Below are 24417 nucleotides of genomic sequence, written 5' to 3' on the forward strand. Positions count from 1 at the left end.
CCCCAGGGGGCTTGGGCACTAGACTGGCGACCTTTTCACCTACCGATACTGATGTAGAGCCATGGCCGCTAAAGTCGAACCTTTCTGGATACGCAAAACCCTTGAGCACCTCGACCAGGAGGAGTGGGAGTCGCTGTGCGACGGCTGTGGCCTGTGCTGCCTGCAAAAGCTTGAAGACGAAGACGACAACAGCGTCTATTACACGCGTATCGCCTGCAAACTGCTGGACCTGAAAACCTGCCAGTGCACCGACTACCCCAACCGTAGGGACTCGGTGCCCGATTGCATCCAGCTCACCCCGGGCCAGGCCGACCAGTTCAAGTGGCTGCCGCCGACCTGTGGTTATCGCCTGGTCAGTGAGCGCAAGGATTTGCCGCTCTGGCACCACCTGGTCTGCGGTGACCGCGATGCGGTGCACCACGAACGCATTTCCCAGTCCGGCCGCATGCTCAGCGAAGGCAGCGTGCCCGAGGACGATTGGGAGGATTACCTGATTTTCCGCGCAGGCTGAGGAGAGCGTATGACGGTCCAAGCCAAGCTGGCGGCGAGCCTGCTGTTGCTGGGGTTGAGCGCGTCGGCGTGGTCGGCGAAAAAGGTCGACCTCGATTATCACGTCAAACTGTTGCCCCAGAGCGATCAGGCCGAGGTGCGCCTGAGCCTGTCCCAGGGGTCGGCTGTGCGCAGCCTGAACTTCGACCTGGGTCGCGACGGTGACTACAGCGACTTCAAGGCTGATGGCCAGTGGCAGGTCACGCCTGACGCGGGGGCCAGTCGCGGCCTGTGGCAGCCGGGTGCCGACAAGGCCAGCCTGACCTACCGCGTGCGCCTGAGCCATGCGCGCAAGGCCGGCATCTACGAGTCGCGCATGACCCCCAGTTGGGCGCTGTTTCGCGGCGAGGATCTGGTGCCGGCGGCTCGCCTGGACCAGCAGGACGGCGTGGAGTTGGTGTCCCGGCTGAACTTCGAGCTGCCGCCGGGCTGGAAAAGCGTCGAGACCGCCTGGCCACGGATCGGCAAGCATAAGTTCCGTATCGACAATGTCTCCCGGCTGTTCGACCGGCCCACCGGCTGGATGGTCGCCGGCAGCCTGGGCAGCCGCCGGGTGCGCCTGGGCGAAACCGAAATCACCGTGTCCTCGCCCAAGGGCCAGGCCATGCGCCGCATGGACGTGCTGACCTTGCTGACATTTGTCTGGCCCCAGGTACAAGCGGCGTTTCCCCGGCATCCGGCCAAGCTGCTGCTGGTGGGCGCCAGTGACCCGATGCGCCGCGGCGCGTTCGCCGGGCGCGATTCGGTGTACCTCAATAGCCGTACGCCGCTGGTCAGTGAAAACGGTAGTAGCCCGCTGATCCGCGAAGTGGTGCAGGCCATTGGCCGGTTCAATGACCATCAGGGCAGTGACTGGATCAGTGAGGGCCTTGCGGAGTATTACGCCATCGAACTGCTGCGTCGCGCAGGCGGTATCAGCGATGAGCGTTATGGGGCGATACAGGCGCGCTTGAGCAAGGACGGCAAGGGCGTAACGACGTTACGCGGTGAGCACGTCAACGGCGCCACAGTGGCGCGGGCAGTGGTGGTGTTGCAGGAGCTGGATCGTGAAATCCGCCTGAAAACCCACAACAAACGCTCCCTGGACGACCTGACCCAGGCACTGATGCGCCTGGACAGCTTCAGCACCAAGGAGTTTGTGCAGTTGGCCGAAAGCGTGATCGGCCAATCCTCGGTGGTGCTCGACAGCAAATTGCTGCGCTGACCTCAAGTGGAAACAGGCTTGTGTAGGAGCTGGCTTGTCGGGTCGCCGCATCGCAGGCAAGCCAGCTCCCACAGGAGTCCGCGCACGCCTCGACGATCAGGTCGGCTGTCAGGCCGCCTCGCTTTGCTTGTGATCTTGATCTTAGGCGCCCCGTTAAACCACGCTGGCCGTCATCCGATTTTGATTTGGGGGGTAACCCGGCAGGACGCCGGGTTAGCCGCGCTGGGCCATGGATGGCCCATCGCGGCGGCCCCCCAAATCAATGTCGGATGACGGGCACACCGAGCCTAGGCGAGGTGCCGAGTGGTGGGGCAAGAGCCCTTTTGGTTACTTTTGGGGCTCTTTTCCAAAAGTGACCCGCTGTAAGAGCGGAACCAATAGCCGCCGTGACCCCAGCAACGGATATGCACACAACCCCAAGAACCACGAAAGAGTTGCGTAGATACCTATGCGGCGTCCCGACTAAACCAGCCCCCACCTTTGGCTTGTGCCTCAGGGCGCGGTTTTTTCGGCAGCCACTTCAGCCCGAGTCTTGAGGTTCTTCAGTTCCTCACCCGCGCGCTCGATGCGGGTGCGCACGCTATTCATATCCTGGCGGCTTTTTTCCAGCAGCGACTTGGCCGAACTATGGCCGCTGATCCCGCGCGCCAAGGCCACACCACCAATCGCCACCTGGATCAGGCCGAAAAAGCCACCGCGGCGAATGCCCTTGCCCATCATCACTACGCCACCGGCCAGTGAGCCAATGCGCTCCCAGCCCTGGACGTTCTGGGTCGGCTGGGTCTGGAACGGTGTCGATTCAATCATGGGTTTGAGGGTTTTGCTGTCGCTCATGTTCTGTCTCCAACAAAGGGCCATAGATATGCAACTGACTGCGGGCCAGAGGTGGATGTTCCCGCCAAATCAGTACTTGGGCCCCGAACGGGTGTTATTGCCCTTGGCCAGGCGATCGTAGAGCACCACGTTGACGGTGGCTGCGAGGTTCATGCAGCCGGTGGTCGGGATGTAGACCACATCTTCGCACCACTCGCGGATCTCTTTATCGAGGGAGCCATCTTCGGGGCCGAAGATATACAGCGCGCGATCAGGATGGGTGTATTCCGGCAGCGGCCGGGCACCGTCCACCAACTCCACGGCAACCGGAATGCAGCCCAGAGGCAGGATCTTTTTCAGGTCGTCGATGCCGATCAGCGGGATGTCGTGGTGGACTTTCTTGGTGTCGGTAATAAAGTCCCGGGCCCGCTCATAGCGTTTACCGGTGTAGAACACCGAAGCCACCCCATAGCAGCCAGCAGCGCGCATGACCGAACCGACGTTTTCGGGGGATTTGGGGTTATACAGACCGATGCAGCTGTAGCGTTTATTGCCCACGGGAGAGGGTGCCTTCGAGAAAAACCGCAATTATACGGGGATTGCTCGAGCAGCGGTCGCTATAGAAATGGTGTGTTTGGGCGATTGTCATCGCGGGCAAGCTCGGCTCCCACAGGTGAACACATTTCAAATGTGGGAGCCGGGCTTGCCCGCGATGACGTCGTAACGTTCAGCGACGACCGTCAGTCGTCCTTCTTCATCAACCCCGCCAACGCCGCAAACGGGTTGTGCGTGGCCTTGGCGATGGTCGGGCTGCTGGTGGAGCCTTCGCCGAAATACTGTTGGTCGGTATAGCGCGAGTGCTCGTTGTCATGGCAGTACAAGCAGAGCAATTCCCAGTTGGAACCGTCCTGGGGGTTGTCGTCATGGTTGTGGTTACGGTGGTGCACAGTCAGTTCGCTGAGGCGCTTGCCGGCGAATTCACGGGCACAGCGGCCACACACATGGGGGTACATTTTCAGGGCTTTGTCGCGGTAGCCCATTTCCCGGTCGCGCTGGGCATCGGCAAGGATGCGGTCCAGCTTGGCGGTGTGGGAGGGCGGGTTGCTTGAGCTCATCATGGCTCCTGTTTTCTAGTGGATCACGGATGGCGTTGATTCTAGCTGCTCGCGGGGCAATAAGCCCTTGGCTTTTTCAGCCCGGGTGCCGGCTGGCGATGGGGTGCTGTGGAGCGGGGTAATAATGCCCGCCTATCTATTTAAAAACCGTTGGGAAGTTAAAGAGCGCAAAAGTTAGTCTGGGGCGAGAAAGTGTTGGACTAACTTTGCCAAGTTCTTTAATGTGGCGCCTCTTGGCCCACCGCCGCTGTGGTGTCGAGTATTCAATAAGCCTGGTCTTTCCGGGCGACCGTTAGTTTCCCGTGCAATCGGGTTTTCCCATCACGATATCAGCCTCCGCGGCTGGCGTTGTGGCGTTTCAAATCAGAGGCGCTCGTCCAGAGCGTGCTGCTGCCTATCACCGAAGTCGGGTAGGTTGAAGAGTCTGATGATCGTCTTTCCAATAATAAAAACGACGAATTACCCTGTGCTTATAAATTCATGACTCTGGAATTATATTCTATGTGAGTTGTAAGTTTGTGGTGCGTGTTAATAAGTTTTGATGCTCATTTTGCTTATATTCAACGGCTCGGTCTTCAATTCAATACATGCAATTTGTTGTAGAGGCTGTTGTGTCTAAAGGTGTTGTTCTGGCGGTTTCCGCTTCCTTCCTGTTTGGCGTGCTGTATTTCTTTACCTCTCTTCTTGAGCCCTTGGATGGCCAGCAGATATTTGCCTGGCGAATCCTTATTTCGTTGCCCTTCATGACGCTGCTGCTCGCCCTGTCCGGGGATTGGCAATGGGTGCCGCTGATCTACAAGCGCTTGCGCGAGAAACCGGCCTTGCTGCCCTGCGTGGTGCTGACCAGCGCGCTGGTGGGGGTGCAGTTATGGATCTTTATGTGGGCGCCGCTCAATGGCCACGGCCTGGACGTTTCCCTGGGTTACTTCCTGTTGCCGCTGACCATGGTCATTACCGGGCGTATCGTTTATGGCGAACGCCTTTCCCATCTGCAAAAGATTGCCGCCGTGTTGGCTGCGGTGGGGGTGGGCAATGAGTTGTACCGCACGGGTGGGTTTTCCTGGACCACCTTGGTGGTCTGCGTCGGTTACCCGCTGTATTTCGTCCTGCGCCGGCGCTGTGGCACCGACAACCTGGGCGGTTTATGGCTGGACATGATGCTGATGATCCCGGTGGCGCTGTGGTTCATCCTCGGCGGCCACCCCATCGGCGAGACGCTGGCGCAGCGCCCGGCGTTGTATTGGCTGGTGCCAGTGATGGGCCTGGTCAGTGCGGCGGCAGGTTACTGCTACATCCTCGCCAGCCGCCTGTTGCCCTTTAGCCTGTTCGGTCTGCTCAGTTACGCTGAGCCGGTGCTGCTGGTGGCGGTGTCGCTGATGCTGGGCGACAGCCTCAAGCCGGGCCAGTGGATGACCTACCTGCCCATCTGGCTGGCGGTGGTGGTGCTGGTGCTGGAAGGTTTGCGGCATCTGAATCGCCTGCGCCGCTCGATCTGACCGGCGCGCCCTTCAGCCCTTGAGTTTCTCGGCAATCCAGATGGTATGCCGGGTGCCCTTGTTGCCATGGGCAAAGACTTGCACTTCCTCGGCCTTGAAGCCGGCCTTGCGCAATTTGTCGCTGAACTGCTTGTCGGCGCTGGCCGACCACACTGCCAGCACGCCCTTGGGGCGCAGGGCCTTGGCGCAGGCGCTGAGGCCGCCGGCGGAGTACAGCCAGCTGTTGGCTTTCTGCGTCAGGCCTTCGGGGCCGTTGTCGACGTCGAGCATGATTGCATCAAAGCCCTGGGGCTCGGCTTGCAGCACCTTGGCCACGTCTTCCAGGCGGATCACGGTGCGCGGGTCCTGCAGCGGGTTGCCGGATTTTTCCCCGAGCGGGCCGCGATTCCACTCCACCACGCCCGGCACCAATTCAGCCACCACCACTTCGGCCGTCTTGCCCAGGTGCTTGAGGGCCGAGGCCAGGGTGAAGCCCATGCCCAGGCCGCCAATCAATACCCGTGAACCGGGGCGTCCGGCGACCTTGCGGCAGGGAATCTCTGCCAGGGCATCTTCGGAACCGTGCATGCGCGTGTTCATCAATTGCCCGCCGTCACCGCCCTGGATCTTGATCACAAAATCCTCGCCGTATTCGAACAGGCACAGGGCGCCGCCGTTATCGGGGATCGGGGTGGTGTCGAGCAGCACGAAACGTTTCATGGAAATCTCATTGGGAAGGGCATTCTTGCGCGGTTGGGAGTAGCCTTGGGACTGGTTAACAGTCAGGCCATGGAGCCATCGATGAAGTGCAGCATTCTAGCGGTCATTGTAGGAAGTGTGCTCACATTGGGTGCCGCACATGCCCAGCAGTTGCAACCGGTGCCGAACACGCCGGCGACCACCACCGGCGCGCCGGGCACTGCAACGCCGACCCCGTATCCGCAAATCACCCCGCCAACCGCACCCAAGCCACAAGGGGCCGGGGTGCCGTTGCCACCGATTGAAATGCCCAAGCCGCCCAAGGACCAGACCTTGCCCGGCCTGCAGCAAAACGACAGCAAGCCGAAGGCGGCGGGTTCTTAAACCAGCCCCAGGGCCTTGAACACAAAGGCGTATTCCAGGGCCACATCACGCAAACCCTGGTAACGGCCGCTCATGCCGCCATGGCCTGCGCCCAGTTCGGTCTTGAGCAGCAGCAGGTTGTCGTCGGTCTTGGTGGCCCGCAGCTTGGCCACCCATTTGGCGGCTTCCCAGTACTGCACGCGGCTGTCGTTATAGCCGGCGATCACCAGCATCGCCGGGTAGGCCTGGGCGCTGACGTTTTCGTAGGGCGCATAGGCCTTGATCCGCTCATACACCTCGGGCTCCTGTGGGTTGCCCCATTCGTCATATTCGGTGACGGTCAGTGGCAGGTCCGGGTCGAGCATGGTGTTGAGTACATCGACAAAAGGCACTTCGGCAATCGCCGCCTGGAACAACTCCGGGCGTTGGTTGAGCACGGCACCGATCAACAGCCCGCCGGCGCTGCCGCCGCTGATAGCCAGTTGTTTGGAGGTGGTCAGGCCCTCGGCGATCAGGTGTTCGGCGCAGGCGATAAAATCGCTGAACGTGTTTTGCTTGTGCTCCTGCTTGCCGGCGCGGTACCAGGCTTCGCCCAATTCGCCGCCACCGCGCACATGGGCAATGGCAAACGCCACGCCACGGTCCAGCAGGCTCAGGCGCGCATGGGAAAACCACGGGTCGAGGCTCGAACCGTAGGCGCCGTAGCCGTACAGGTACAGCGGCGTTGGCTGGCCCACCTGGTCGCGCTTGACCACCAGGCTGATCGGCACCTGGGTACCATCGGCAGAAGTGGCCCATAGCCGCTGGCTGACATAATCGTCGGCATTGAACACGCCCAATACCGGGGTTTCCTTGAGCACTTGCTGCGCGCCGCTGGCCAGTTCCAACTGGCGGACCTGGGCCGGACGATTGAGTGCTTCATAGCGCAGGCGGATCTTGTCGCTGTCGAATTCCAGGCTGTTTTGCACGTACAGGCTGTAGGCCGCGTCTGGTAATTCCACGCGGTAAGTCGGCAGGCCTTGTGGGTGCACGTCGATTACCGGCAAGCCGCCAATGCGCAGGCTCAGGGTCATGGCCCGGGCGTTGAGGGTCACGCCATCGAGCATCACTGCGTCATCGTGGGCAATCAGGTTGTGCCACTGGTCTTCAGTGGGCACGCTGCCGTTGTCAGCCGCCTGGAACAGCGCAAAGTTGATGCCATCGCGGTTACTGCGGATAAACCAGGTCCATTGGTCGTCCAGCTTGCCGTGGTCGACATCGTATTCATGGCCTTCAACCCGTGGCGCCAGGCAGGCAAATGCCTGTTGCGGCTGCTCGGCGTCCAGGGCCCAGACTTCGCTGGTGGTCTTGCTGCCCAGCGACAGCAGCAATTGGCGCTCGGAACTGGAGCGGTAGCAATGCAGGAAAAAGCGCCCGTCGGGCTCGTGAAACACTTCTTCGGCGGCGGTGCCGTCCAGCCGATAGCGATACAGCTTGTGCGGGCGATGGGTGTCGTCCAGTTCACCGAAGAACAGCGTCAGGCTGTCGTTGGCCCAGGTCATGCTGCCGTCGCAGTCTTCGAAGGCCAGTTCACTGACCTTGCCTGAAGACAATTCCTTCACGTACAGGGTGTAGATCTCTTCGCCGTTGGTATCCAGGCTGTAGGCCAGGCGCTTGTGGTCCGGGCTGATGCTGAAGGCACCGAGGGAGAAAAAACCACCATTGGCCAGCACATTCGGGTCCAGCAGCAATTCTTCGGCGCTTTCGTCGATCTGCTGGCTGTCGTCGGCCGGGCGTGGGCAGCGGTAATGCCGCGCGTATTCGTCACCGGCAGTGGTGCGTGTGTAATACAGGTACGGGCCCCAGGGCGAGGGCAGTGACAGGTCGGTCTCGAGGATACGGCCCTTGATCTCCTGGAACAGGCTTTCGCGCAACGCGCTCTGCTCCTCAAGTTGCGCCTCTTGCCAGGCATTTTCGGCCTTGAGGTAGTCGAGCACCTCGCTGTTGTCGCGCTCCTGCAACCAGGCGTACGGGTCCTGGCCTGAATCCTGGCGGGCAATTGGGGCGGCAGCGGCGTGGGTCGATGAAGGCATGGATCACTCTCTGTCTGGGGGTGGGCCGACGGCGTTGCAGCCGTGGCACTCAAAAGCCGTTATCATACGGGCCTGTTTGCCTACCTTGCCATGGACACCATGACCGAGAACGACTATCTGACCGCTTGGGGCCTCTACGCCTTCGCCGCTTTGGGCTGCCTGCTGGTGTGGTTTCGCCTGACCCGCTGGATCTGGCGCTGGCTGCGCGAACCGCTGCGGTTGCTGATGGCGGTGCTGCTGTTGAGCCCGACCATTGTCGACCCGGTCAAGGAGCAATTCGCCCCGGCCGTGGCCATCACCGCCCTGGATCTGTTGCTCAAAGTGGGCAATAACGCCTGGCGGGCGGTGTCCGACTTGCTGATGTACGCCATGATCGCCTTTGGCCTGTACCTGGTCTTTGTGCTGATCCGCTGGCCCATCGAACGTGCCGCCAAGGCCCGGCGTGAGCAGAAAGCCGCCGCTGCGGCAGCGGTTGCGGCCGAGCCTGAGGACGACGAACCCTATGGCCGTGCGCCGGCCCCCGTCAGTGGTATGCGGGTCGAACCGCGTCTTTAACGTTGTTTGCCCAGCATCGAGAGTCCTGGCATGTGTGAATTATTGGGCATGAGTGCCAACGTACCGACCGACATCGTGTTCAGCTTCACCGGGCTGATGCAGCGCGGTGGGCGCACCGGGCCGCACCGCGATGGCTGGGGCATTGCCTTCTATGAGGGCCGTGGCTTGCGGCTGTTCCAGGACCCGGCGGCCAGCAGCGAGTCGGAAGTGGCGCTGCTGGTGCAGCGTTATCCGATCAAGAGTGAAGTGGTGATTGGCCATATCCGCCAGGCCAACGTCGGCAAGGTGAGCCTGTCCAATACCCATCCGTTCGTCCGCGAGTTGTGGGGGCGCAATTGGTGTTTCGCCCATAACGGTCAACTCGCCGACTTCACGCCCCGGGCCACGTTCTACCGCCCGGTGGGCGATACCGACAGCGAAGCCGCCTTCTGCGACCTGCTCAACCGCATCCGTGAGGCGTTTCCCGAGCCCGTGGATATCGAGCAGGTGCTGCCGGACCTGATCGCCGCCTGCGCCGAATACCGCAGCAAGGGCGTGTTCAACTGCCTGCTCAGTGATGGTGATTGGCTGTTTTGCTACTGCTCGACCAAACTGGCGCAGATCACCCGGCGCGCACCCTTTGGCCCGGCGCGCCTCAAAGATGTCGACGTGATCGTCGATTTTCAGGCCGAAACCACGCCAAACGATGTGGTGACGGTGATTGCCACCGAACCCTTGACCGAAAACGAGACCTGGACCCGTTACGAACCGGGCCAGTGGAGCCTGTGGCGGCGCGGCGAATGCGTCAGCCAGGGCACAACTGCATAAGGACGTTGATTATGTTGCTCAGCTATCTGCGCCTGGTGTTGTTTGCCATTGGCTTGTTGGTCGGGGTGCAAGTCCCGGGGTTTATCAACGACTACGCCAAGCGGGTCGAGGCCCATTTGATCGAGGCCCAGACCGGCCTGCGCGGTTTTGAAAGCACTGCGCAGCAGTTCTTCAAAGGCGATTTACAGGCCCTGGTCGCCCATTACCGCGCCAGCGATGACCCGGTATTCCGCAGCGATGCCAACAGCCTCGGCAGTTTGCTCGATCGCCAGGTAGCGTTGGACAAGCAGTTCCAGGCCATGCAGGGGCCGTGGTACATCCGCGCCTTGCAGGTGGCGGTGGCCGCCGACCCGGATATCCGCCGGGAAACCTGGAATGGCTACAGCTACCAGATCCTCCTGACCCCCGAGGCCATGGGCTGGGGTTTGGGCGGGGCGATGCTGCTGTCGTTCGGCCTGGAGTGCCTGTTCCGTTTGATTGACTGGGTGGTGCTGGGCGGCAAGCGTCTGCGCCAGAGCCGGCCGATTGAAGAGCGGGACCTCAAAGGCCTCTGAATACGCCACAGATCTCCCGGTTGGAGCCAGCTCCCACCGGGAGGAATGCAGCTTCACGCTCTGGCTCTGCTTTTGATCCGGCTTTTGATCTGGCTTTTGATCTTGATCTTAGGCGCCCCGTTAAACCACGATGGCCGCAGGCAGGTATTGCGCAGTGGGCACCCCCGGCATGGATGCCGGGGTAGCCGCGACACGGCCATGGATGGCCGATCGCGGCGGGCCCACGGAGCAATGCCTGACTGCGGGCATGCCGAGCCTAGGCGAGGCACCGAGTGGTGGGGCAAGAGCGCTTTGCTTACTTTGGCGCTTCTCCAAAGTGAGCCGCCGTAAGGGCGGAACCAATAGCCGCCGTTACCGCAGCAATGGATATGTACACATACCCAGAGGATAGCTGTGTAGATTCCTATGCTGCGATAGCGTCACCGCGGTGCAACCGATGTACCGAGGTGCTCGCATCGCAGGCAAGCCAGCTCCCACACAAGCCAGCTCCTACACAAACCAGCTCTCACACAAGCCCGCGCCTGCTAGGTTTAATCGGGTTTCTTCTGGTTGAGCACCATGCGCTCTTCACCCACTTCCTCGGCATACCGCGCCGCTACGCTTTGGCACAGCGCGACGATTTCCTCCACCAACTCCACCCCCACCCGCCACGACACCACCACCTGCAGGTTCGGCAAGCGCTGCGCCATGGGCAGCAATATCAACTCACCCCGCGCCAACTCTTCGCTGACCAGCACCGGCGGCATCGCGCCGATACCGAAGCCGTCGCGCAGCAAGCGGGTGATGGCCGACACCGAGTTCACGCAGTTCATGCGCGGCGCCGCGACGCCATGGGCTTGCATCAGGCTCAGTACATCCTGGTGCGGATGGGAGTTTTTCGAGTAGGTGATGATCCGTTCCTGGGCCAGTTCGGCGAGGGAGGTGTAATCACGGTTGTAGATAGAATGGCTGGCGACGATCCAGCCCATGGGGTGGCTGGCCAGCTCCAGGCTGCGCACCGATTCCTGGCGCAGCAGGTCGGTTTGCAGGATCAGGTCGAGAAAGCCTTTTTGCAGCTGATCGCAGAGGTTCAGCGCGGTATCGGCGACCAGCTCGATTTCCACCAGGGGGAAATGGTTCATCAACTCGGTCACCAAGGGGCTGAGCCAGGTATGGATCACCGTGTCCATCACGCCGATACGGATGCGTCCGACCTTGCTGCTGGTGGTTTCCAGCGACTGCTTGAGCCCCTGCATGGTGATCATCATCTGCTCGGCATACTCGAGCACCTTCACCCCATCCGGGGTCAGGCTCACGCCACGCGAGTCACGCAGGAACAGTTTCACCCCCAACTCGCCTTCCAACACCGCAATGCGGCTGGAGATCGAGGCCTGGGTGGTGAACAGCTTCTCTGCCGTGAGCCGGAAGCTCTTGAGTCGGGCCACCCAGACGAAGGTTTCGAGGAACTTCAAATTCATGGGATCAACTTTTTCTTATGCATGGATCGGTTTTTATTAGTTGGACGCAACAGGGGCTGCGCGCCAAAAATCGGGCTGTCTCACGATAAGCGTCGTCGGGGCTCAGGACAACATCGTTGCGAGATCTTGGTAAAAGATCCCACACTACAAAAAAATAAAGCCTACAGGAGTCTTCACCGTGAGCCGCCTGCTATTGAACTGCGACATCGGCGAAAGTTTTGGTGCCTGGACCATGGGTCTGGATGCCGAGGTCATGCCATTCATTGATTGCGCCAATATCGCCTGCGGCTTCCACGCCGGCGACCCGAGCATCATGCGCAAGACCGTCGCCCTGGCGTTGCAGCATGGCGTGCAGATCGGTGCGCACCCGGCGTATCAGGACCTGGCAGGTTTTGGCCGGCGCTCCATGGCCTATGCACCCCAGGAAATCCAGGACCTGCTGCATTACCAGATCGGTGCCCTCGATGGTATTTGCCGGGCCCAGGGTGGCCGGGTCAGCTACGTCAAACCCCATGGTGCGATGTACAACGACATGATGGCCAAGCCTGCGCAACTGCGTGCAGTGATCCAGGCCGTGGCGGCGTATGACGCCAGCCTGCCCTTGATGCTGATGGCCACCCGTGACAACAGTGCCGCCCAGGCCTTGGGGGATGAGTACGGCGTGACCCTGTGGTTCGAAGCTTTCGCCGACCGCGCCTATGACAACGCCGGGCATCTGGTCTCGCGGCAGTTGCCGGGCGCGGTGCATCACGATGCACAGGTCATTCTCGAGCAGGCCTTGACCATTGCCCGTGGCGATACCCTGGTTGCCAGCGACGGCAGCCCCTTGCTGCTGCAGGCCAACACCCTCTGCGTGCATGGCGATAACGCCAGCTCGGTGGCGGCGGTGCAGCGTATTCGCCAGGCGTTGACGCCAGCATGAACCCACGGATTGAAGTGGTAGCCATCGACTGCCTGATGGTGCGCCTGTTTGAAGTGATCGCCGAAGACAACATGCCCTGGATGCTCGCTGCCACGCGCCGCCTGCGCGAGGGATTTGGCGCGGCGCTGGTGGACCTGGTGCCTTCCTACACGACCCTGATGGTGCATTACGACCTGCTGGCGCTGAGTCCGGCACAGGCGCGGGAACTGATCAATCAGGCCCTCACGGGCTTGCAGCCCCAGGCCCAGGGCAGCGGGCAGTGTCATATCTTGCCGGTGTGGTACGACCTCAGCGTCGGCCCTGAGCTGACCTTGCTCGCCCAGCGCAGCGGGCTTGCGGTCAACGAGGTGATTCGCCGCCACAGCCAGCATCAATACCAGGTCTTTGCCCTTGGTTTTGCCCCCGGTTTTGCCTTTATGGGGCTGGTGGAAGAGCAACTCGCGGCGCCGCGTCTGGGCACCCCGCGCAAACGGGTGGCGGCGGGCAGCGTCGGCATCGCCGAGCGCCAGACCGCAGCCTATCCGGTGGAATCCCCGGGTGGCTGGAACCTGATCGGGCGCACCCCGGCCAAATTGTTCGACCGCGAGCGCGACGGCTACAGCCTGATGCAGCCGGGCGACAGTGTGCGTTTCGAAGCCATCGGGCGTGCTGAATTTATCAACCTGGGTGGCGATGACACGCCCTTGGAGGCCCAGGTATGAGCCGCTTGTTGATCGAGGCCAGCACCGCGCTGTGCTTGTTGCAGGATGCCGGGCGTTTTGGTGTGCGGCATCTGGGCGTGACCCAGGGCGGCGCGCTGGATTGGGTGTCGATGTCCTGGGCCAACTGGCTGCTGGGCAATTCGCTGGATGCGCCGGTGGTGGAAATCACCCTGGGCGGTTTTACCGTGCAGGCCGAGGAGCTTTGCGTGCTGGCCCTGGCCGGCGCGGACCTGGGCGCGTACATCGACGAGCGCGCCATCAGCCCAGGCCGCAGTTTCATTCTGCAAAAAGGCCAGCGCTTGCGCTTCACCCAACCCCACCGCGGTGCACGGGCTTACCTGGCGGCGCCAGGCGGGTTTGACGCGCCCAAGGTGCTGGGCAGTTGTGCCAGTGTCGGGCGCGAAGCCCTGGGCGGGCTGGACGGTTTTGGCCGGGCCCTGGCTGAAGGTGGGTCCCTGGTGTATTCCGGTACCGGCAGTGAGTTGCGTGAGTTGCCGGTTGAGCGGTTGCAATCTACCGCGCCCCTGGACGTGATCCTCGGCGCGCAGATCGGCCAGTTCAGTGGCCAGAGCCTGTTCGATGCCTTCAATACCGAATGGACCCTGGACAGCCGCGCCGACCGCATGGGCATGCGCCTGCTGGGCACGCCGTTGGCGTATCAGGGGCCGTCGCTGATCTCCGAAGGCATCCCGTTGGGTGCGATCCAGGTCCCGCCGGATGGGCAGCCGATTGTATTGCTCAATGATCGCCAGACCATTGGCGGCTACCCGCGATTGGGGGCTTTGACGCCATTGGCGTTGGCGCGCCTGGCCCAGTGTCTGCCGGGGGAGAAGGTGAGGCTGGCGCCGGTGATGCAGGAGACGGCGCATCGCGAGCATCTGAGCTATTTGCAGCGATTTACGAATCGCTAAAGGCATCGCAGGCAAGCCAGCTCCCACATTCAGAATGCATTCACATATTTTGCTTTGTGAATGCAGTCCAAATGTGGGAGCTGGCTTGCCTGCGATAGCGGCGGTGAATCCACCCCCTACTTGGAGAGAAACCGCATCCCCTCTTCAAGCCCGCGCAAGGTCAACGGATACATCTGGTCCTCAATCAAATCCCGCACGATATTGGTCGACGAGGTATAGCCCCAGGTGTCTTTCGGGTACGGATTAATCCAGATCAGCTTCTTGTACTTCTCCATGAACCGCTGCATCCACACATACCCCGGCTCTTCGTTCCAGTGCTCCACGCTGCCACCGGCCTGGGTGATTTCGTAGGGGGCCATGGCCGCGTCGCCGATAAAGATCACCTTATAGTCGGCGCCGTACTTGTGCAGCAGGTCCTGGGTCGAGGTGCGCTCGGAAGTGCGGCGCATGTTGTTCTTCCACACCGATTCATAAATGAAGTTGTGGAAGTAGAAGTACTCCAGGTGCTTGAACTCGGTCTTGCAGGCCGAGAACAGCTCTTCGCAAGTCTTGACGTGGGCATCCATCGAACCGCCGATGTCGAACAGCAACAGCAGCTTGACCGTGTTGCGCCGTTCCGGGCGCATCTGGATATTCAGCAGGCCGGCGTCACGGGCGGTGTGGTCGATGGTGCCGTCGATATCCAGCTCTTCGGCTGCACCCTGGCGCGCAAACTTGCGCAGGCGGCGCAGGGCCACCTTGATATTGCGCGTGCCCAGTTCCACCGAGTCATCGAGGTTCTTGTACTCGCGCTGGTCCCAGACCTTGACCGCCTTGCCCTGGCGCTTGCCGGCATCGCCCACGCGAATGCCCTCGGGGTTGAAGCCGCCGGAACCGAACGGGCTGGTGCCGCCAGTACCGATCCACTTGTTGCCGCCGGCGTGGCGCTCCTTCTGTTCCTCCAGGCGTTTCTTGAACTCTTCGATCAGCTTGTCCAGGCCGCCCAGGGATTGAATCTGCGCGCGCTCTTCATCGCTCAGCGAACGCTCGAACTCCTTGCGCAACCAGTCTTCGGGAATCAATGCCTGCAAGTGGTCGTCGAGTTTCTCCAGGCCATTGAAGTAGGCGCCGAAAGCCCGGTCGAACTTGTCGAAGTGGCGTTCGTCCTTCACCAGGATCGCCCGGGACAAGTAATAAAACTCGTCCATGTCAGCGAAGGTCACCCGTTGTTTCAGGGCGTTGATCAGGTCCAGCAGCTCACGTACCGAGACCGGCACCTTGGCTGCACGCATTTCATTGAACAGGTTGAGCAGCATGGCAAAAGCCCTTATCGAGTGCCGCGACGGCTCATGAACGCCAGGCGCTCAAGCAGTTGCACATCCTGCTCGTTTTTCACCAGGGCGCCGGCCAGGGGCGGGATGGCCTTGGTTGGATCACGCTCGCGCAGCACCGCCTCGCCGATGTTGTCGGCCATCAGCAGCTTGAGCCAGTCCACCAGCTCGGAGGTGGAGGGCTTTTTCTTCAGGCCGGGGACCTTGCGCACGTCGAAGAACACGTCCAGCGCTTCGCTGACCAGGTCTTTCTTGATGTCGGGGTAATGCACGTCGACGATTTTCTGCAGGGTGGTGCGGTCGGGGAAGGCGATGTAATGGAAGAAGCAGCGACGCAGGAAAGCGTCCGGCAGCTCTTTCTCGTTGTTGGAGGTAATGATGATGATCGGGCGCTTCTTGGCCTTGATGGTCTCGTCGATTTCGTAGACGTAGAACTCCATCTTGTCGAGTTCTTGCAGCAGGTCGTTGGGGAACTCGATATCGGCCTTGTCGATCTCGTCGATCAGCAGGATCACCCGCTCCTCGGACTCGAAAGCCTCCCACAGCTTGCCTTTCTTCAGGTAGTTGCGTACGTCATGGACCTTGTCCACGCCCAGTTGCGAGTCGCGCAGGCGGCTGACCGCATCGTATTCATACAGGCCCTGGTGCGCCTTGGTGGTGGACTTGATGTGCCAGGTGATCAACCGCGCGCCAAACGATTCGGCCAGTTGTTCTGCAAGCATGGTCTTGCCGGTGCCCGGCTCGCCCTTGACCAGCAGCGGACGCTCCAGCGTGATGGCAGCGTTGACAGCCAGTTTCAGGTCATCGGTGGCAACGTAGGCCTGGGTGCCTTCGAACTTCATTTCTCAATCCTCGAACATGACGCCGGTAGTCAGCATGCCTGCGACTATAGCGCGCAGCCCCGGTGACTGTGAACGCAGACGGGTTATTCAGTCTCTGAATGACCAGTCACGCCAGGGTCACTCCGCACTGGGTTTGGGTTGTTCGTAGCGGGCGTTGAACGCCTGGACGAAACCATTGCGCAAAATCTGCAAAAACGCCTGGAACGCGCTGATATCTTGCTGGTGAACGCTGCCGCTGAGTTCCACCCGGGTGGCGAACTGGTTTTTGCTCTGGTTCTTCAGCACGGTTTCGCTGGCACCGACCACGGCTTCCCAGATCGAGCGGAAAATCCCCTTGTCCTGGTTCTCCACGTCCTGTTGCCAGTCAAACACCTCCACATCCCGCAGCAGCGGCTTGATATAGCCGGTCAATTGGGCTTTTTCAGCCTGGGCTTCAATCACCACGTCGCCGGTGCCGGCATTGAAGTCGAACTTGCCGTAGGCCGAGGCGAAGTCGTTCATGCGCTTGAGCTGGATATCACGGGCGCGCAAGCGGAACTCGAAGTCTTCAAAATTGCTCAGCGGGTCGAAGGTCGCGCTGGCTTCCAGCGGCGCATGCCCCAGCAACAGGGCCTTGCCGTCAAAGCGCGCATCGCGCTTGCCTTCGACGTCCACCACGTTGGTCAGGTTGTAGAAGCTGGCATTGACCTGGGTGGCGCCCATATTGACCGGCGGCTTGGAGCTGAAGTTGTGGAAGGCGATCTTGCCGTCGTCGATCCGCACTTCGTTGAGGGTAATGGGCAGCAGCTTGCCCAGTTGGGCGCGCCAATCGGTGCCGCGACCGGTCTGGGACGCCTGTTTGTTGGCGCCGCCGTCGACGAAGTTGAGTTCCGGCTTGACGAATTGCACTTCGGCCACCACCGCGTGGTCGTACCATAAGGAATGCCAACTGACCGACAAGTCGATCACTGGCGCCTTGACGAACGGCACGGGCACCTTGCCATCGACCTTGACGATCTGCAGGCCATTGATCCGGTACGCGCCGCGCCACAGGGCCAGGTCGACATCGGTCACCTGGCCACGGTAGTCGCCCATGTCGGCGAGTTTTTCATTGAGGTAGTTGCGCACCAGGTAGGGCAGGGCGATATCCAGTGCCACCAGCACGACCACCAGCCCGGCGACCGTCCATATCGGCCAACTGTAGCGACGCTTCATAGGTTATTCCTCCCTGTGTATAGGCGATTGACTACACAGGCAGCGGCAACGTTCCTCGACTGGACGCCTTGGAGTACGAGGCATACCCTTGTTGCCTTCCTGAAAACCGCCTAAAGGACCCCGCCATGAGCCGCATTTTTGCAGACAACGCGCACTCCATCGGTAACACGCCCCTGGTTCAGATCAACCGTATCGCGCCCCGTGGCGTGACCATCCTGGCCAAGATCGAAGGGCGTAACCCTGGGTATTCGGTGAAGTGCCGGATCGGCGCGAACATGATCTGGGACGCGGAAAGCAGCGGCAAACTCAAGCCGGGCATGACCATCGTCGAGCCGACCTCAGGCAACACCGGGATTGGCCTGGCCTTTGTCGCCGCGGCCCGTGGCTACAAATTGTTGCTGACCATGCCCGCGTCCATGAGTATCGAACGGCGCAAGGTGCTCAAGGCCCTGGGGGCCGAACTGGTGCTGACCGAGCCGGCCAAGGGCATGAAAGGCGCCATCGAGAAAGCCAGTGAAATCCTTGCCAGCGACCCGGCGACCTATTTCATGCCGGCCCAGTTCGACAACCCGGCCAACCCGGCCATCCACGAAAAAACCACCGGCCCGGAAATCTGGAACGACACCGATGGCGCGGTGGATGTGCTGGTGGCAGGCGTTGGCACGGGCGGGACCCTCACGGGTGTATCGCGCTACATCAAGAACACTGCAGGCAAGCCGATCCTCTCGGTGGCGGTGGAGCCCATCAGCTCGCCGGTGATTACCCAGGCGTTGGCTGGCGAAGAGATCAAGCCCAGCCCCCACAAGATCCAGGGGATTGGCGCGGGTTTTGTGCCGAAGAACCTTGATCTGTCGATGGTGGACCGGGTGGAGCTGGTCAGTGACGATGAATCCAAGGCCATGGCCCTGCGGTTGATGCAGGAGGAAGGCATCCTGTGCGGGATTTCCTGTGGCGCGGCCATGGCGGTGGCGGTGCGTCTGGCCGAAAAACCGGAAATGCAGGGCAAGACCATCGTGGTGATCCTGCCGGACTCCGGTGAGCGCTACCTGTCGAGCATGCTGTTCAGCGATCTGTTCACCGATCAGGAAAACCAGGCCTGACGTTGCAGGTGTCGGTGTACCGAAATCGGGTTGATCCATATCAGCCCGGTTTTATGCCTCATATGCATAATTGATTGCTCGCCGCGGGCCCCTTAAAACGGATTGTTGGATAACGCGGGTTTTTCCTCCGGCCCGGAGTGTTTATCATGGCCGGCTGCTATGTCTGGTTTCCCGCTGCCGGGAGGCTATTTCCAGGAGTTGCTGCATGACCTTTTCTTTGGCCGCCAAGCTGTCGGTGCTGTTGCTGTTTATCGGCAGTACGCTGTACGTGCATTTGCGCGGCAAGGCACGTTTGCCGGTGCTGCGCCAGTTCGTCAACCATTCGGCGTTGTTCGCCCCGTACAACGCTTTGATGTACATCTTTTCGGCGGTGCCGTCCAAGCCCTACCTGGACCGCAGCAAGTTCCCCGAGCTGGATGTGCTCAAGGACAACTGGGAAGTGATTCGCGACGAGGCCATGCACCTGTTCGACGAAGGCTATATCCGCGCCGCCGAGAAGAACAACGATGCCGGTTTTGGCTCGTTCTTCAAGAAAGGCTGGAAGCGCTTCTACCTCAAGTGGTACGACAAACCGCTGCCGTCGGCCGAGCTGCTGTGCCCGAAAACCGTGGCCCTGGTCAGCAGCATCCCCAACGTCAAGGGCGCCATGTTTGCGCTGTTGCCCGGTGGCAGCCACCTCAACCCCCATCGCGATCCGTTCGCCGGCTCCCTGCGCTATCACTTGGGGTTGTCGACACCCAATTCCGACGACTGCCGCATTTTCGTCGATGGCCAGATCTACGCCTGGCGTGATGGCGAAGACGTGATGTTCGACGAAACCTACGTGCACTGGGTAAAGAACGAAACCGAGAAGACCCGGGTGATTCTGTTCTGTGATATCGAGCGACCACTGAGCAACCGGCTGATGACCCGCATCAACCGTTGGGTCAGTGCCCAGCTAGGCCGTGCAACCGCGCCACAGAACCTGGATGACGAGCGTGTGGGCGGGATCAACCAGGCCTACGCCTGGAGCAAGAGCTTCAGCGATCGCTTCAGTGGGGTGGTCAAGCAGTGGAAGCGCAAGCATCCCAAAGCCTATCGCATCATGCGGCCGGTGTTGGCGGCGGTGGTGGTTGTGGCGTTGGTGTATTGGTTATTTGGCTGATGGGTTCAAAAAAACCGCTCGTATGAGCGGTTTTTTTATACGTTCTCCCATGCAGCCTCCACAATTGATCATTAATTGAACATGTTTTCGAAGCTATTGGTTCTCTACCGCTATCACAAGCCTGCCCCGTGAATCGAAGTCAAAGCCCAGGTTTTGATAGAGGGGAGATGCGTCGATGCAGTAGCAAGGCGTAAGGCTTTGGATCGGTAGAGCTGGTATCGCAAGGCGCCGCGTGTTTTTGGCATTGGCGGTCATGAGTCGAAAGTCTCCTTAAGTGGAGTGCGTTGGTTTTTCCCAAGGCTAGAGGTGGTTTCTCAACGTGTCCTTACTGGCCTTTTGGCAAAGCCATTGCAAAGCGTGTCGCCGGCTGGTTATAGTCGGCGCCAGGTGTTTCGCAGCACCTTTCATCCCTTCAAAAAAGATCAGCCCATGCCTGCATCCCCACGCATAGCGGTAGTCGATTCAGCGGTCAACGCTGCGGTCGTGCCGTGCGGGAATCCGCAGCCTGTGCAGATCAGTCATTACCCCCCACCTGTCAGTAGCACGCCGGTGTACGCAGTCGTATCACCGCCGGGCGTTGGCGTTTCGGGCTGATCAGCAAACTGCTGTTCCCCGTTGCCCGCCTGTACCGAACCTACTGAATTTCAGCCTTGGCTGAGTTGGCTTTTTGCCTGACTACAGGTGTTCTTATGTCTGTTATTTCGAAACAATCCGTGGCCGCGGCGGCCTCGACGAGCCTGTTTGTCCTGCTGTGGAGCAGCGGGGCGATTTTCTCCAAGTTGGGCCTGGCCCATGCGTCACCCTTTGCCTTCCTGTTGATTCGCTTTGCCATTGCCCTGGCGGGCCTGGTGCTGCTGGTGCCGATCCTCAAGCTGCAGTTGCCGCGCGCGGGCAAACCGCTGTGGTATGCGGCGGCCACCGGGCTGGTGCTACTGGGGGCCTATCAGATTTTTTATCTGCTGGCCCTGGACCTGAAGGTCACCCCCGGCGTGATGGCGACCATCATGGGTGTGCAACCGATCCTCACCGTGGTGCTGATGGAGCGCCAGCGTTCATGGCGCCGGATGTTCGGCCTGGCGTTGGGCCTGGCGGGCCTGATCATGGTGGTGTACCAGGGCATCGGTCTGGCCGGCATGTCCCTGGCCGGCATGCTGTTTGGTTTGCTGGCGCTGGCGAGCATGACCCTGGGCTCGATCATGCAGAAGCGCATCACCGATAACCCATTGGGCACCTTGCCGGTGCAGTACCTGGCGGGCTTGTTGCTGTGCGCAGTGTTCGTGCCGTTCCAGCCCTTTGCTTTCGAGCACAACAGCGGCTTCTACCTGCCGGTGCTGTGGATGGGGCTGGTGGTGTCTGTGTTGGCGACGCTGCTGCTATACCGCCTGATTGCACGGGGTAACCTGGTGAATGTCACCAGCCTGTTCTACCTGGTGCCGGCAGTCACTGCGGTGATGGACTACCTGATCTTCGGCAATCGGCTGGCAGTGCTGAGCGTGCTGGGGATGGGTTTGATCATCATTGGGTTGGTATTCGTCTTCCGTAAAGCGTGATACCCCTGTGTAGGAGCCGAAAGCCGGCTCCTACACAGCTTTGATCAATTTCCCCGGCCGCAGCACCAGCCACAATGCCCCCGCGATCAACATCCCGCCGTACAGGTGCGCCATGGACAATGGCTCATCCAGCAGCAACGCCCCCCACAACACGCCGAATGGCGGAATCATGAAGGTGACCGTCATCGACTTCACTGGCCCGATGGAGGTCAGCAAACGGAAGTACAAGATGTAGGCGAACGCCGTACACAGCAGTCCCAGGCCCAGCAACGACAACCACACATTCCAGCCGCCCCAGCTGGCCGGCGGATGGCTGATGGCGTTCCAGCCAAACCAGGGTAAGAGAAACAATGTGGCGCCGAGCATGCTGCCCAGTGCTGAAAGACGGCTGTCCAGGCCACCCTGTTGATCCAGCCAGCGGCGCGCCAGGAAGCCGGCGAAGCCGTAGCAGGTGGTGGCCAACAGGCAGGCGAGGGCGCCCATCAGCAGTTCCAGGTCAAATGCCACCGGCCCGGCCCGCGTCAGGATGCCTACGCCGAACAGCCCCAGGCACACCCCGGCGATCTTCGAGGGGGTCAGCCGTTCATGGAAAAACAGCCCGCCAATCAACACCCCCATCAACGGCGTCGTCGCATTGAAAATCGCCGAGTAACCCGCCGGCAAGACCTGGGCCGCCACCGAATACATCGTGGCGGGGATCCCCGAGTTGATCACCCCCAGCAACAGCACGGTCTTGAACTTGCCCTGGAAGTCCCAGCGCACCCGCAGCAGGGCCAGGATCACCAGCAGGCCGGCGGCGGCTATCGAAACGCGGAAAAACGCCGTGGGCAGCGTACCGATTTCCGGTGCGATGATTCGCATGAACAAAAAGCTCGCGCCCCAGATGGCGGCCAGTACCAGCAGGTACAGGGTGTCGACAGGTCTCACGGACAACTCCTTCTTAACCAGGGCGAGAGTGTTGCCCAGGGGCCTGCCTGACACAATCTTTTACGTATCCACTGCACAATAAAGCGCGTCACCCAGCCACTGAGGTGCACGGCCAGGGTTTGAAGCCCCTCTATCCGGGACACAGCTCCCAGCAAAAATTGTACTTCTCCTGGCTGCGGACACTGGCTAATCTCAGGTCTTCCGAATGCCCGCAGAGGTCTCCGACATGCCGCAGCAAACGTCTGCCATCGACACCGCGCAGTCCATCGCCCAGATGATCCTCGATGGCTTCGACGATTACCGCGAACACTTTCGCCAGATCACCGACGGCGCCCGTGAGCGTTTTGAAAAGGCCCAGTGGCAAGAGGCGCAAACGGCCTCGGCGGCGCGGATCAACCTGTATGAAGAGAAGGTCGGCGAAGTCACCACGCGTTTGCGGGCTACCTTCGACGAGGGCGCGCTGCTGGACATCCAGTCCTGGCCCCTGGTCAAGAGTGCCTATATCAGCCTGATCGACCTGCGGTTTGACGATGAGCTGTCCGAGACCTGGTACAACTCGATCTTTTGCGGGCTGTTCAGCCACGACCTGATCAGCGACGGCTGCATGTTCATCCATACCACCCGCCCGAGCCTGCGCCGCGCCCGTGCTGCGCAAACCCGTACCTACAAGCCCCAGGGCCAACTGGCGGGCATGCTCGAGCAGATCTTCAGCGACTACCGCTTTAGCGAGCCCTACGCCGACCTGCCTGCCGACCTGCAGCGCCTGGAAGCACAACTGCGCGAGAACCTGCCGGACTGGGTGTGCAAGGATCCGGACCTCAACGTCGAGCTGTTTTCCTCGGTGCTCTATCGCAACAAGGGCGCGTACCTGGTGGGCCGCCTCTACACCCGCGATGAACAGTGGCCGCTTGTGATTCCGCTGCTGCACCGCGAAGGGCAGGGTATCCGCATCGACGCGCTGATCACCGATGAAGCCGATGTGTCGATCATCTTCTCGTTCACCCGCTCCTATTTCATGGTGGATGTGCCGGTGCCGGCGGAATTCATCGGCTTTCTCAAACGCATCCTGCCGGGCAAGCACATCGCCGAGCTGTACACCTCCATCGGCTTCTACAAACACGGCAAGTCGGAGTTCTACCGGGCGCTGATCAACCACCTGGCCAGCACCGATGACCAGTTCATCATGGCCCCGGGCGTGCGCGGGATGGTCATGAGCGTGTTCACCCTGCCGGGTTTCAACACGGTGTTCAAAATCATCAAGGACCGTTTCTCGCCATCGAAAAACGTCAACCGCGCCACGGTGATCGAGAAGTACCGCCTGGTGAAAAGTGTCGACCGGGTCGGGCGCATGGCCGACACCCAGGAGTTTGCCGACTTCCGTTTCCCCTTGAGCAAATTCGAGCCTGAATGCCTGGCCGAATTGCTGGAAGTGGCTGCCGGCACAGTCGAGGTGGAAGGCGACACGGTACTGATTCGCCACTGCTGGACCGAGCGGCGCATGACTCCGCTCAACCTCTACCTGGAGAACGCCAACGAGGCCCAGGTGCGCGAAGCCCTCGAAGACTACGGCCTGGCCATCAAGCAATTGGCGGCGGCGAATATCTTTCCCGGCGACATGCTGCTGAAAAACTTTGGCGTCACCCGTCATGGTCGCGTGGTGTTCTACGACTACGACGAGATCTGCTTCCTCACCGAAGCCAACTTCCGCCATATCCCGGCACCGCGCACCCCGGAAGATGAAATGGCCTCCGAGCCCTGGTACTCCATCGGCCCGCTGGACGTGTTCCCCGAAGAGTTCCCGCCATTTCTGTTTGCCGATGCCGGGCAACGGCGTTTGTTCGATGAGCTGCACGGCGAGTTGTACAACGCCGACTACTGGAAAGGCCTGCAGGAGGCGATTCGGGCGGGGAAGGTGATTGATGTGTTCCCGTATCGGCGCAAGGGCCTGGATAACGAATAGGGGCTAAACCCTGTGGGAGCTGTCGAGCCCCGGCGAGGCTGCGATAGCGCTGGGCCTGGCAGCATTGATGTTGGCCGTGCCGCCGTCATCGCAGCCTCGCCGGGGCTCGACAGCTCCCACGCGTGATTTACGCGGCCTTTAACGTTGTGTGCGCTTTTCTGCCACAATTGCCGGCCGTGCATAAATAGACGAC

General features: G+C 60.8%; 24 protein-coding genes. 14 read left to right on the forward strand and 10 right to left on the reverse strand.

Annotated elements, in window-relative coordinates; genetic code table 11:
- Positions 1-61: 61 nt before the first annotated feature.
- On the forward strand, positions 62-511 hold the full coding sequence (locus K1X80_RS08155) for a YcgN family cysteine cluster protein (protein WP_029292333.1): 450 nt from the start codon (positions 62-64) through the stop codon (positions 509-511).
- A gap of 9 nt (positions 512-520) precedes the next feature.
- A complete protein-coding gene (locus tag K1X80_RS08160; RefSeq protein ID WP_220172817.1) occupies positions 521-1753 on the forward strand; it encodes a hypothetical protein in 1233 nt (410 codons plus the stop codon).
- Between the two features lie 492 nt (positions 1754-2245).
- Here the strand turns inward: K1X80_RS08160 and K1X80_RS08165 are convergent, their stop codons facing one another.
- The 3 genes from K1X80_RS08165 to K1X80_RS08175 form a co-directional block, all read right to left on the reverse strand.
- Positions 2246-2587, reverse strand: coding sequence for a DUF2892 domain-containing protein (locus tag K1X80_RS08165; protein ID WP_057958810.1), 342 nt, complete (start codon positions 2585-2587; stop codon positions 2246-2248).
- Between the two features lie 69 nt (positions 2588-2656).
- Positions 2657-3124: an RNA methyltransferase gene (locus tag K1X80_RS08170; protein WP_057441281.1), complete on the reverse strand. Its 468-nt coding sequence runs from the start codon at positions 3122-3124 to the stop codon at positions 2657-2659.
- Positions 3125-3306: 182 nt separating this feature from the next.
- On the reverse strand, positions 3307-3681 hold the full coding sequence (locus K1X80_RS08175) for a YajD family HNH nuclease (protein ID WP_038448187.1): 375 nt from the start codon (positions 3679-3681) through the stop codon (positions 3307-3309).
- Between the two features lie 611 nt (positions 3682-4292).
- On the opposite strand from K1X80_RS08175, the gene rarD reads away from it, so the two are divergent.
- A complete protein-coding gene (rarD, locus tag K1X80_RS08180; protein WP_057441280.1) occupies positions 4293-5177 on the forward strand; it encodes an EamA family transporter RarD in 885 nt (294 codons plus the stop codon).
- Between the two features lie 12 nt (positions 5178-5189).
- On the opposite strand, the gene K1X80_RS08185 is transcribed toward rarD, so the two are convergent.
- Positions 5190-5876: a spermidine synthase gene (locus K1X80_RS08185; RefSeq protein WP_057441278.1), complete on the reverse strand. Its 687-nt coding sequence runs from the start codon at positions 5874-5876 to the stop codon at positions 5190-5192.
- Between the two features lie 81 nt (positions 5877-5957).
- On the opposite strand from K1X80_RS08185, the gene K1X80_RS08190 reads away from it, so the two are divergent.
- Entirely contained in the window at positions 5958-6239 is a 282-nt protein-coding gene (locus K1X80_RS08190; protein WP_057441276.1) for a hypothetical protein, read from the forward strand.
- Here K1X80_RS08190 and K1X80_RS08195 read toward each other — a convergent pair.
- Positions 6236-8290, reverse strand: a complete 2055-nt coding sequence (locus K1X80_RS08195; RefSeq protein ID WP_057958811.1) for a S9 family peptidase — start codon at positions 8288-8290, stop codon at positions 6236-6238. The two genes, K1X80_RS08190 and K1X80_RS08195, sit on opposite strands and share 4 nt — an antisense overlap.
- 90 nt (positions 8291-8380) lie before the next feature.
- On the opposite strand from K1X80_RS08195, the gene K1X80_RS08200 reads away from it, so the two are divergent.
- Genes K1X80_RS08200 through K1X80_RS08210 form a run of 3 tightly spaced genes read left to right on the forward strand, consistent with a single transcriptional unit; the run spans position 8381 to position 10206 of the window.
- On the forward strand, positions 8381-8845 hold the full coding sequence (locus K1X80_RS08200; RefSeq protein WP_225923868.1) for an MFS transporter: 465 nt from the start codon (positions 8381-8383) through the stop codon (positions 8843-8845).
- A 30-nt stretch (positions 8846-8875) separates the two neighbouring features.
- Complete coding sequence (locus K1X80_RS08205) at positions 8876-9652, forward strand: class II glutamine amidotransferase (protein WP_057441274.1); 777 nt, start codon at positions 8876-8878, stop codon at positions 9650-9652.
- 11 nt (positions 9653-9663) lie between these two features.
- On the forward strand, positions 9664-10206 hold the full coding sequence (locus K1X80_RS08210) for a DUF2937 family protein (RefSeq protein WP_057958812.1): 543 nt from the start codon (positions 9664-9666) through the stop codon (positions 10204-10206).
- Between the two features lie 530 nt (positions 10207-10736).
- On the opposite strand, the gene K1X80_RS08215 is transcribed toward K1X80_RS08210, so the two are convergent.
- Positions 10737-11663, reverse strand: coding sequence for a LysR family transcriptional regulator (locus tag K1X80_RS08215; RefSeq protein ID WP_057958814.1), 927 nt, complete (start codon positions 11661-11663; stop codon positions 10737-10739).
- Positions 11664-11841: 178 nt separating this feature from the next.
- On the opposite strand from K1X80_RS08215, the gene K1X80_RS08220 reads away from it, so the two are divergent.
- Genes K1X80_RS08220 through K1X80_RS08230 form a run of 3 tightly spaced genes read left to right on the forward strand, consistent with a single transcriptional unit; the run spans position 11842 to position 14197 of the window.
- The gene (locus K1X80_RS08220; RefSeq protein ID WP_057958815.1) at positions 11842-12585 is read left to right on the forward strand and encodes a 5-oxoprolinase subunit PxpA; all 744 of its coding nucleotides are present in this window, start codon (positions 11842-11844) and stop codon (positions 12583-12585) included.
- Positions 12582-13286 (forward strand): 5-oxoprolinase subunit PxpB, encoded by a 705-nt coding sequence (gene pxpB / locus K1X80_RS08225; RefSeq protein ID WP_057958816.1) that lies wholly within the window; start codon positions 12582-12584, stop codon positions 13284-13286. The genes K1X80_RS08220 and pxpB overlap by 4 nt, the downstream gene beginning before the upstream one ends.
- On the forward strand, positions 13283-14197 hold the full coding sequence (locus K1X80_RS08230) for a biotin-dependent carboxyltransferase family protein (protein ID WP_057958817.1): 915 nt from the start codon (positions 13283-13285) through the stop codon (positions 14195-14197). Before pxpB ends, K1X80_RS08230 begins: the two co-directional genes overlap by 4 nt.
- Positions 14198-14313: 116 nt before the next feature.
- Here the strand turns inward: K1X80_RS08230 and K1X80_RS08235 are convergent, their stop codons facing one another.
- The 3 genes from K1X80_RS08235 to K1X80_RS08245 form a co-directional block, all read right to left on the reverse strand.
- A complete protein-coding gene (locus K1X80_RS08235; protein ID WP_057441266.1) occupies positions 14314-15492 on the reverse strand; it encodes a VWA domain-containing protein in 1179 nt (392 codons plus the stop codon).
- Positions 15493-15503: 11 nt separating this feature from the next.
- Positions 15504-16349, reverse strand: a complete 846-nt coding sequence (locus K1X80_RS08240) for a MoxR family ATPase (RefSeq protein ID WP_029292347.1) — start codon at positions 16347-16349, stop codon at positions 15504-15506.
- Between the two features lie 117 nt (positions 16350-16466).
- Positions 16467-17543: a DUF748 domain-containing protein gene (locus K1X80_RS08245; RefSeq protein WP_057958818.1), complete on the reverse strand. Its 1077-nt coding sequence runs from the start codon at positions 17541-17543 to the stop codon at positions 16467-16469.
- 125 nt (positions 17544-17668) lie between these two features.
- Here K1X80_RS08245 and cysK point away from each other — a divergent pair, with 125 nt between their 5' ends.
- The 3 genes from cysK (at position 17669) to K1X80_RS08260 (ending at position 21337) form a co-directional block, all read left to right on the forward strand.
- A complete protein-coding gene (gene cysK, locus K1X80_RS08250) occupies positions 17669-18643 on the forward strand; it encodes a cysteine synthase A (RefSeq protein WP_057958819.1) in 975 nt (324 codons plus the stop codon).
- 205 nt (positions 18644-18848) lie between these two features.
- The gene (locus tag K1X80_RS08255) at positions 18849-19787 is read left to right on the forward strand and encodes an aspartyl/asparaginyl beta-hydroxylase domain-containing protein (protein WP_057441260.1); all 939 of its coding nucleotides are present in this window, start codon (positions 18849-18851) and stop codon (positions 19785-19787) included.
- Positions 19788-20476: 689 nt separating this feature from the next.
- Positions 20477-21337, forward strand: coding sequence for a DMT family transporter (locus K1X80_RS08260; protein WP_057958820.1), 861 nt, complete (start codon positions 20477-20479; stop codon positions 21335-21337).
- A 30-nt stretch (positions 21338-21367) separates the two neighbouring features.
- Here K1X80_RS08260 and K1X80_RS08265 read toward each other — a convergent pair whose 3' ends face one another.
- The gene (locus K1X80_RS08265) at positions 21368-22264 is read right to left on the reverse strand and encodes a DMT family transporter (protein WP_120732165.1); all 897 of its coding nucleotides are present in this window, start codon (positions 22262-22264) and stop codon (positions 21368-21370) included.
- 226 nt (positions 22265-22490) lie between these two features.
- Between K1X80_RS08265 and aceK the strand changes: the two genes are divergently transcribed.
- Complete coding sequence (aceK, locus tag K1X80_RS08270; protein WP_057441325.1) at positions 22491-24224, forward strand: bifunctional isocitrate dehydrogenase kinase/phosphatase; 1734 nt, start codon at positions 22491-22493, stop codon at positions 24222-24224.
- Positions 24225-24417 lie beyond the last annotated feature (193 nt).

The organism is Pseudomonas sp. So3.2b, assembly GCF_019464415.1.
Lineage (GTDB): Bacteria > Pseudomonadota > Gammaproteobacteria > Pseudomonadales > Pseudomonadaceae > Aquipseudomonas > Aquipseudomonas shahriarae.

Bases quoted from the DNA above. Each gene is read 5' to 3' on its own strand.
- aceK (WP_057441325.1), top strand. From the start codon at position 22,491: ATGCCGCAGCAAACGTCTGCCATCGACACCGCGCAGTCCATCGCCCAG.
- K1X80_RS08165 (WP_057958810.1), bottom strand. From the start codon at position 2,587: ATGAGCGACAGCAAAACCCTCAAACCCATGATTGAATCGACACCGTTC.
- K1X80_RS08230 (WP_057958817.1), top strand. From the start codon at position 13,283: ATGAGCCGCTTGTTGATCGAGGCCAGCACCGCGCTGTGCTTGTTGCAG.
- K1X80_RS08240 (WP_029292347.1), bottom strand. From the start codon at position 16,349: ATGAAGTTCGAAGGCACCCAGGCCTACGTTGCCACCGATGACCTGAAA.
- K1X80_RS08245 (WP_057958818.1), bottom strand. From the start codon at position 17,543: ATGAAGCGTCGCTACAGTTGGCCGATATGGACGGTCGCCGGGCTGGTG.
- K1X80_RS08195 (WP_057958811.1), bottom strand. From the start codon at position 8,290: ATGCCTTCATCGACCCACGCCGCTGCCGCCCCAATTGCCCGCCAGGAT.
- K1X80_RS08155 (WP_029292333.1), top strand. From the start codon at position 62: ATGGCCGCTAAAGTCGAACCTTTCTGGATACGCAAAACCCTTGAGCAC.
- K1X80_RS08215 (WP_057958814.1), bottom strand. From the start codon at position 11,663: ATGAATTTGAAGTTCCTCGAAACCTTCGTCTGGGTGGCCCGACTCAAG.
- K1X80_RS08260 (WP_057958820.1), top strand. From the start codon at position 20,477: ATGTCTGTTATTTCGAAACAATCCGTGGCCGCGGCGGCCTCGACGAGC.
- K1X80_RS08235 (WP_057441266.1), bottom strand. From the start codon at position 15,492: ATGCTGCTCAACCTGTTCAATGAAATGCGTGCAGCCAAGGTGCCGGTC.
- K1X80_RS08190 (WP_057441276.1), top strand. From the start codon at position 5,958: ATGAAGTGCAGCATTCTAGCGGTCATTGTAGGAAGTGTGCTCACATTG.
- K1X80_RS08185 (WP_057441278.1), bottom strand. From the start codon at position 5,876: ATGAAACGTTTCGTGCTGCTCGACACCACCCCGATCCCCGATAACGGC.
- K1X80_RS08200 (WP_225923868.1), top strand. From the start codon at position 8,381: ATGGACACCATGACCGAGAACGACTATCTGACCGCTTGGGGCCTCTAC.
- K1X80_RS08205 (WP_057441274.1), top strand. From the start codon at position 8,876: ATGTGTGAATTATTGGGCATGAGTGCCAACGTACCGACCGACATCGTG.
- pxpB (WP_057958816.1), top strand. From the start codon at position 12,582: ATGAACCCACGGATTGAAGTGGTAGCCATCGACTGCCTGATGGTGCGC.
- cysK (WP_057958819.1), top strand. From the start codon at position 17,669: ATGAGCCGCATTTTTGCAGACAACGCGCACTCCATCGGTAACACGCCC.
- K1X80_RS08210 (WP_057958812.1), top strand. From the start codon at position 9,664: ATGTTGCTCAGCTATCTGCGCCTGGTGTTGTTTGCCATTGGCTTGTTG.
- K1X80_RS08160 (WP_220172817.1), top strand. From the start codon at position 521: ATGACGGTCCAAGCCAAGCTGGCGGCGAGCCTGCTGTTGCTGGGGTTG.
- K1X80_RS08255 (WP_057441260.1), top strand. From the start codon at position 18,849: ATGACCTTTTCTTTGGCCGCCAAGCTGTCGGTGCTGTTGCTGTTTATC.
- K1X80_RS08175 (WP_038448187.1), bottom strand. From the start codon at position 3,681: ATGAGCTCAAGCAACCCGCCCTCCCACACCGCCAAGCTGGACCGCATC.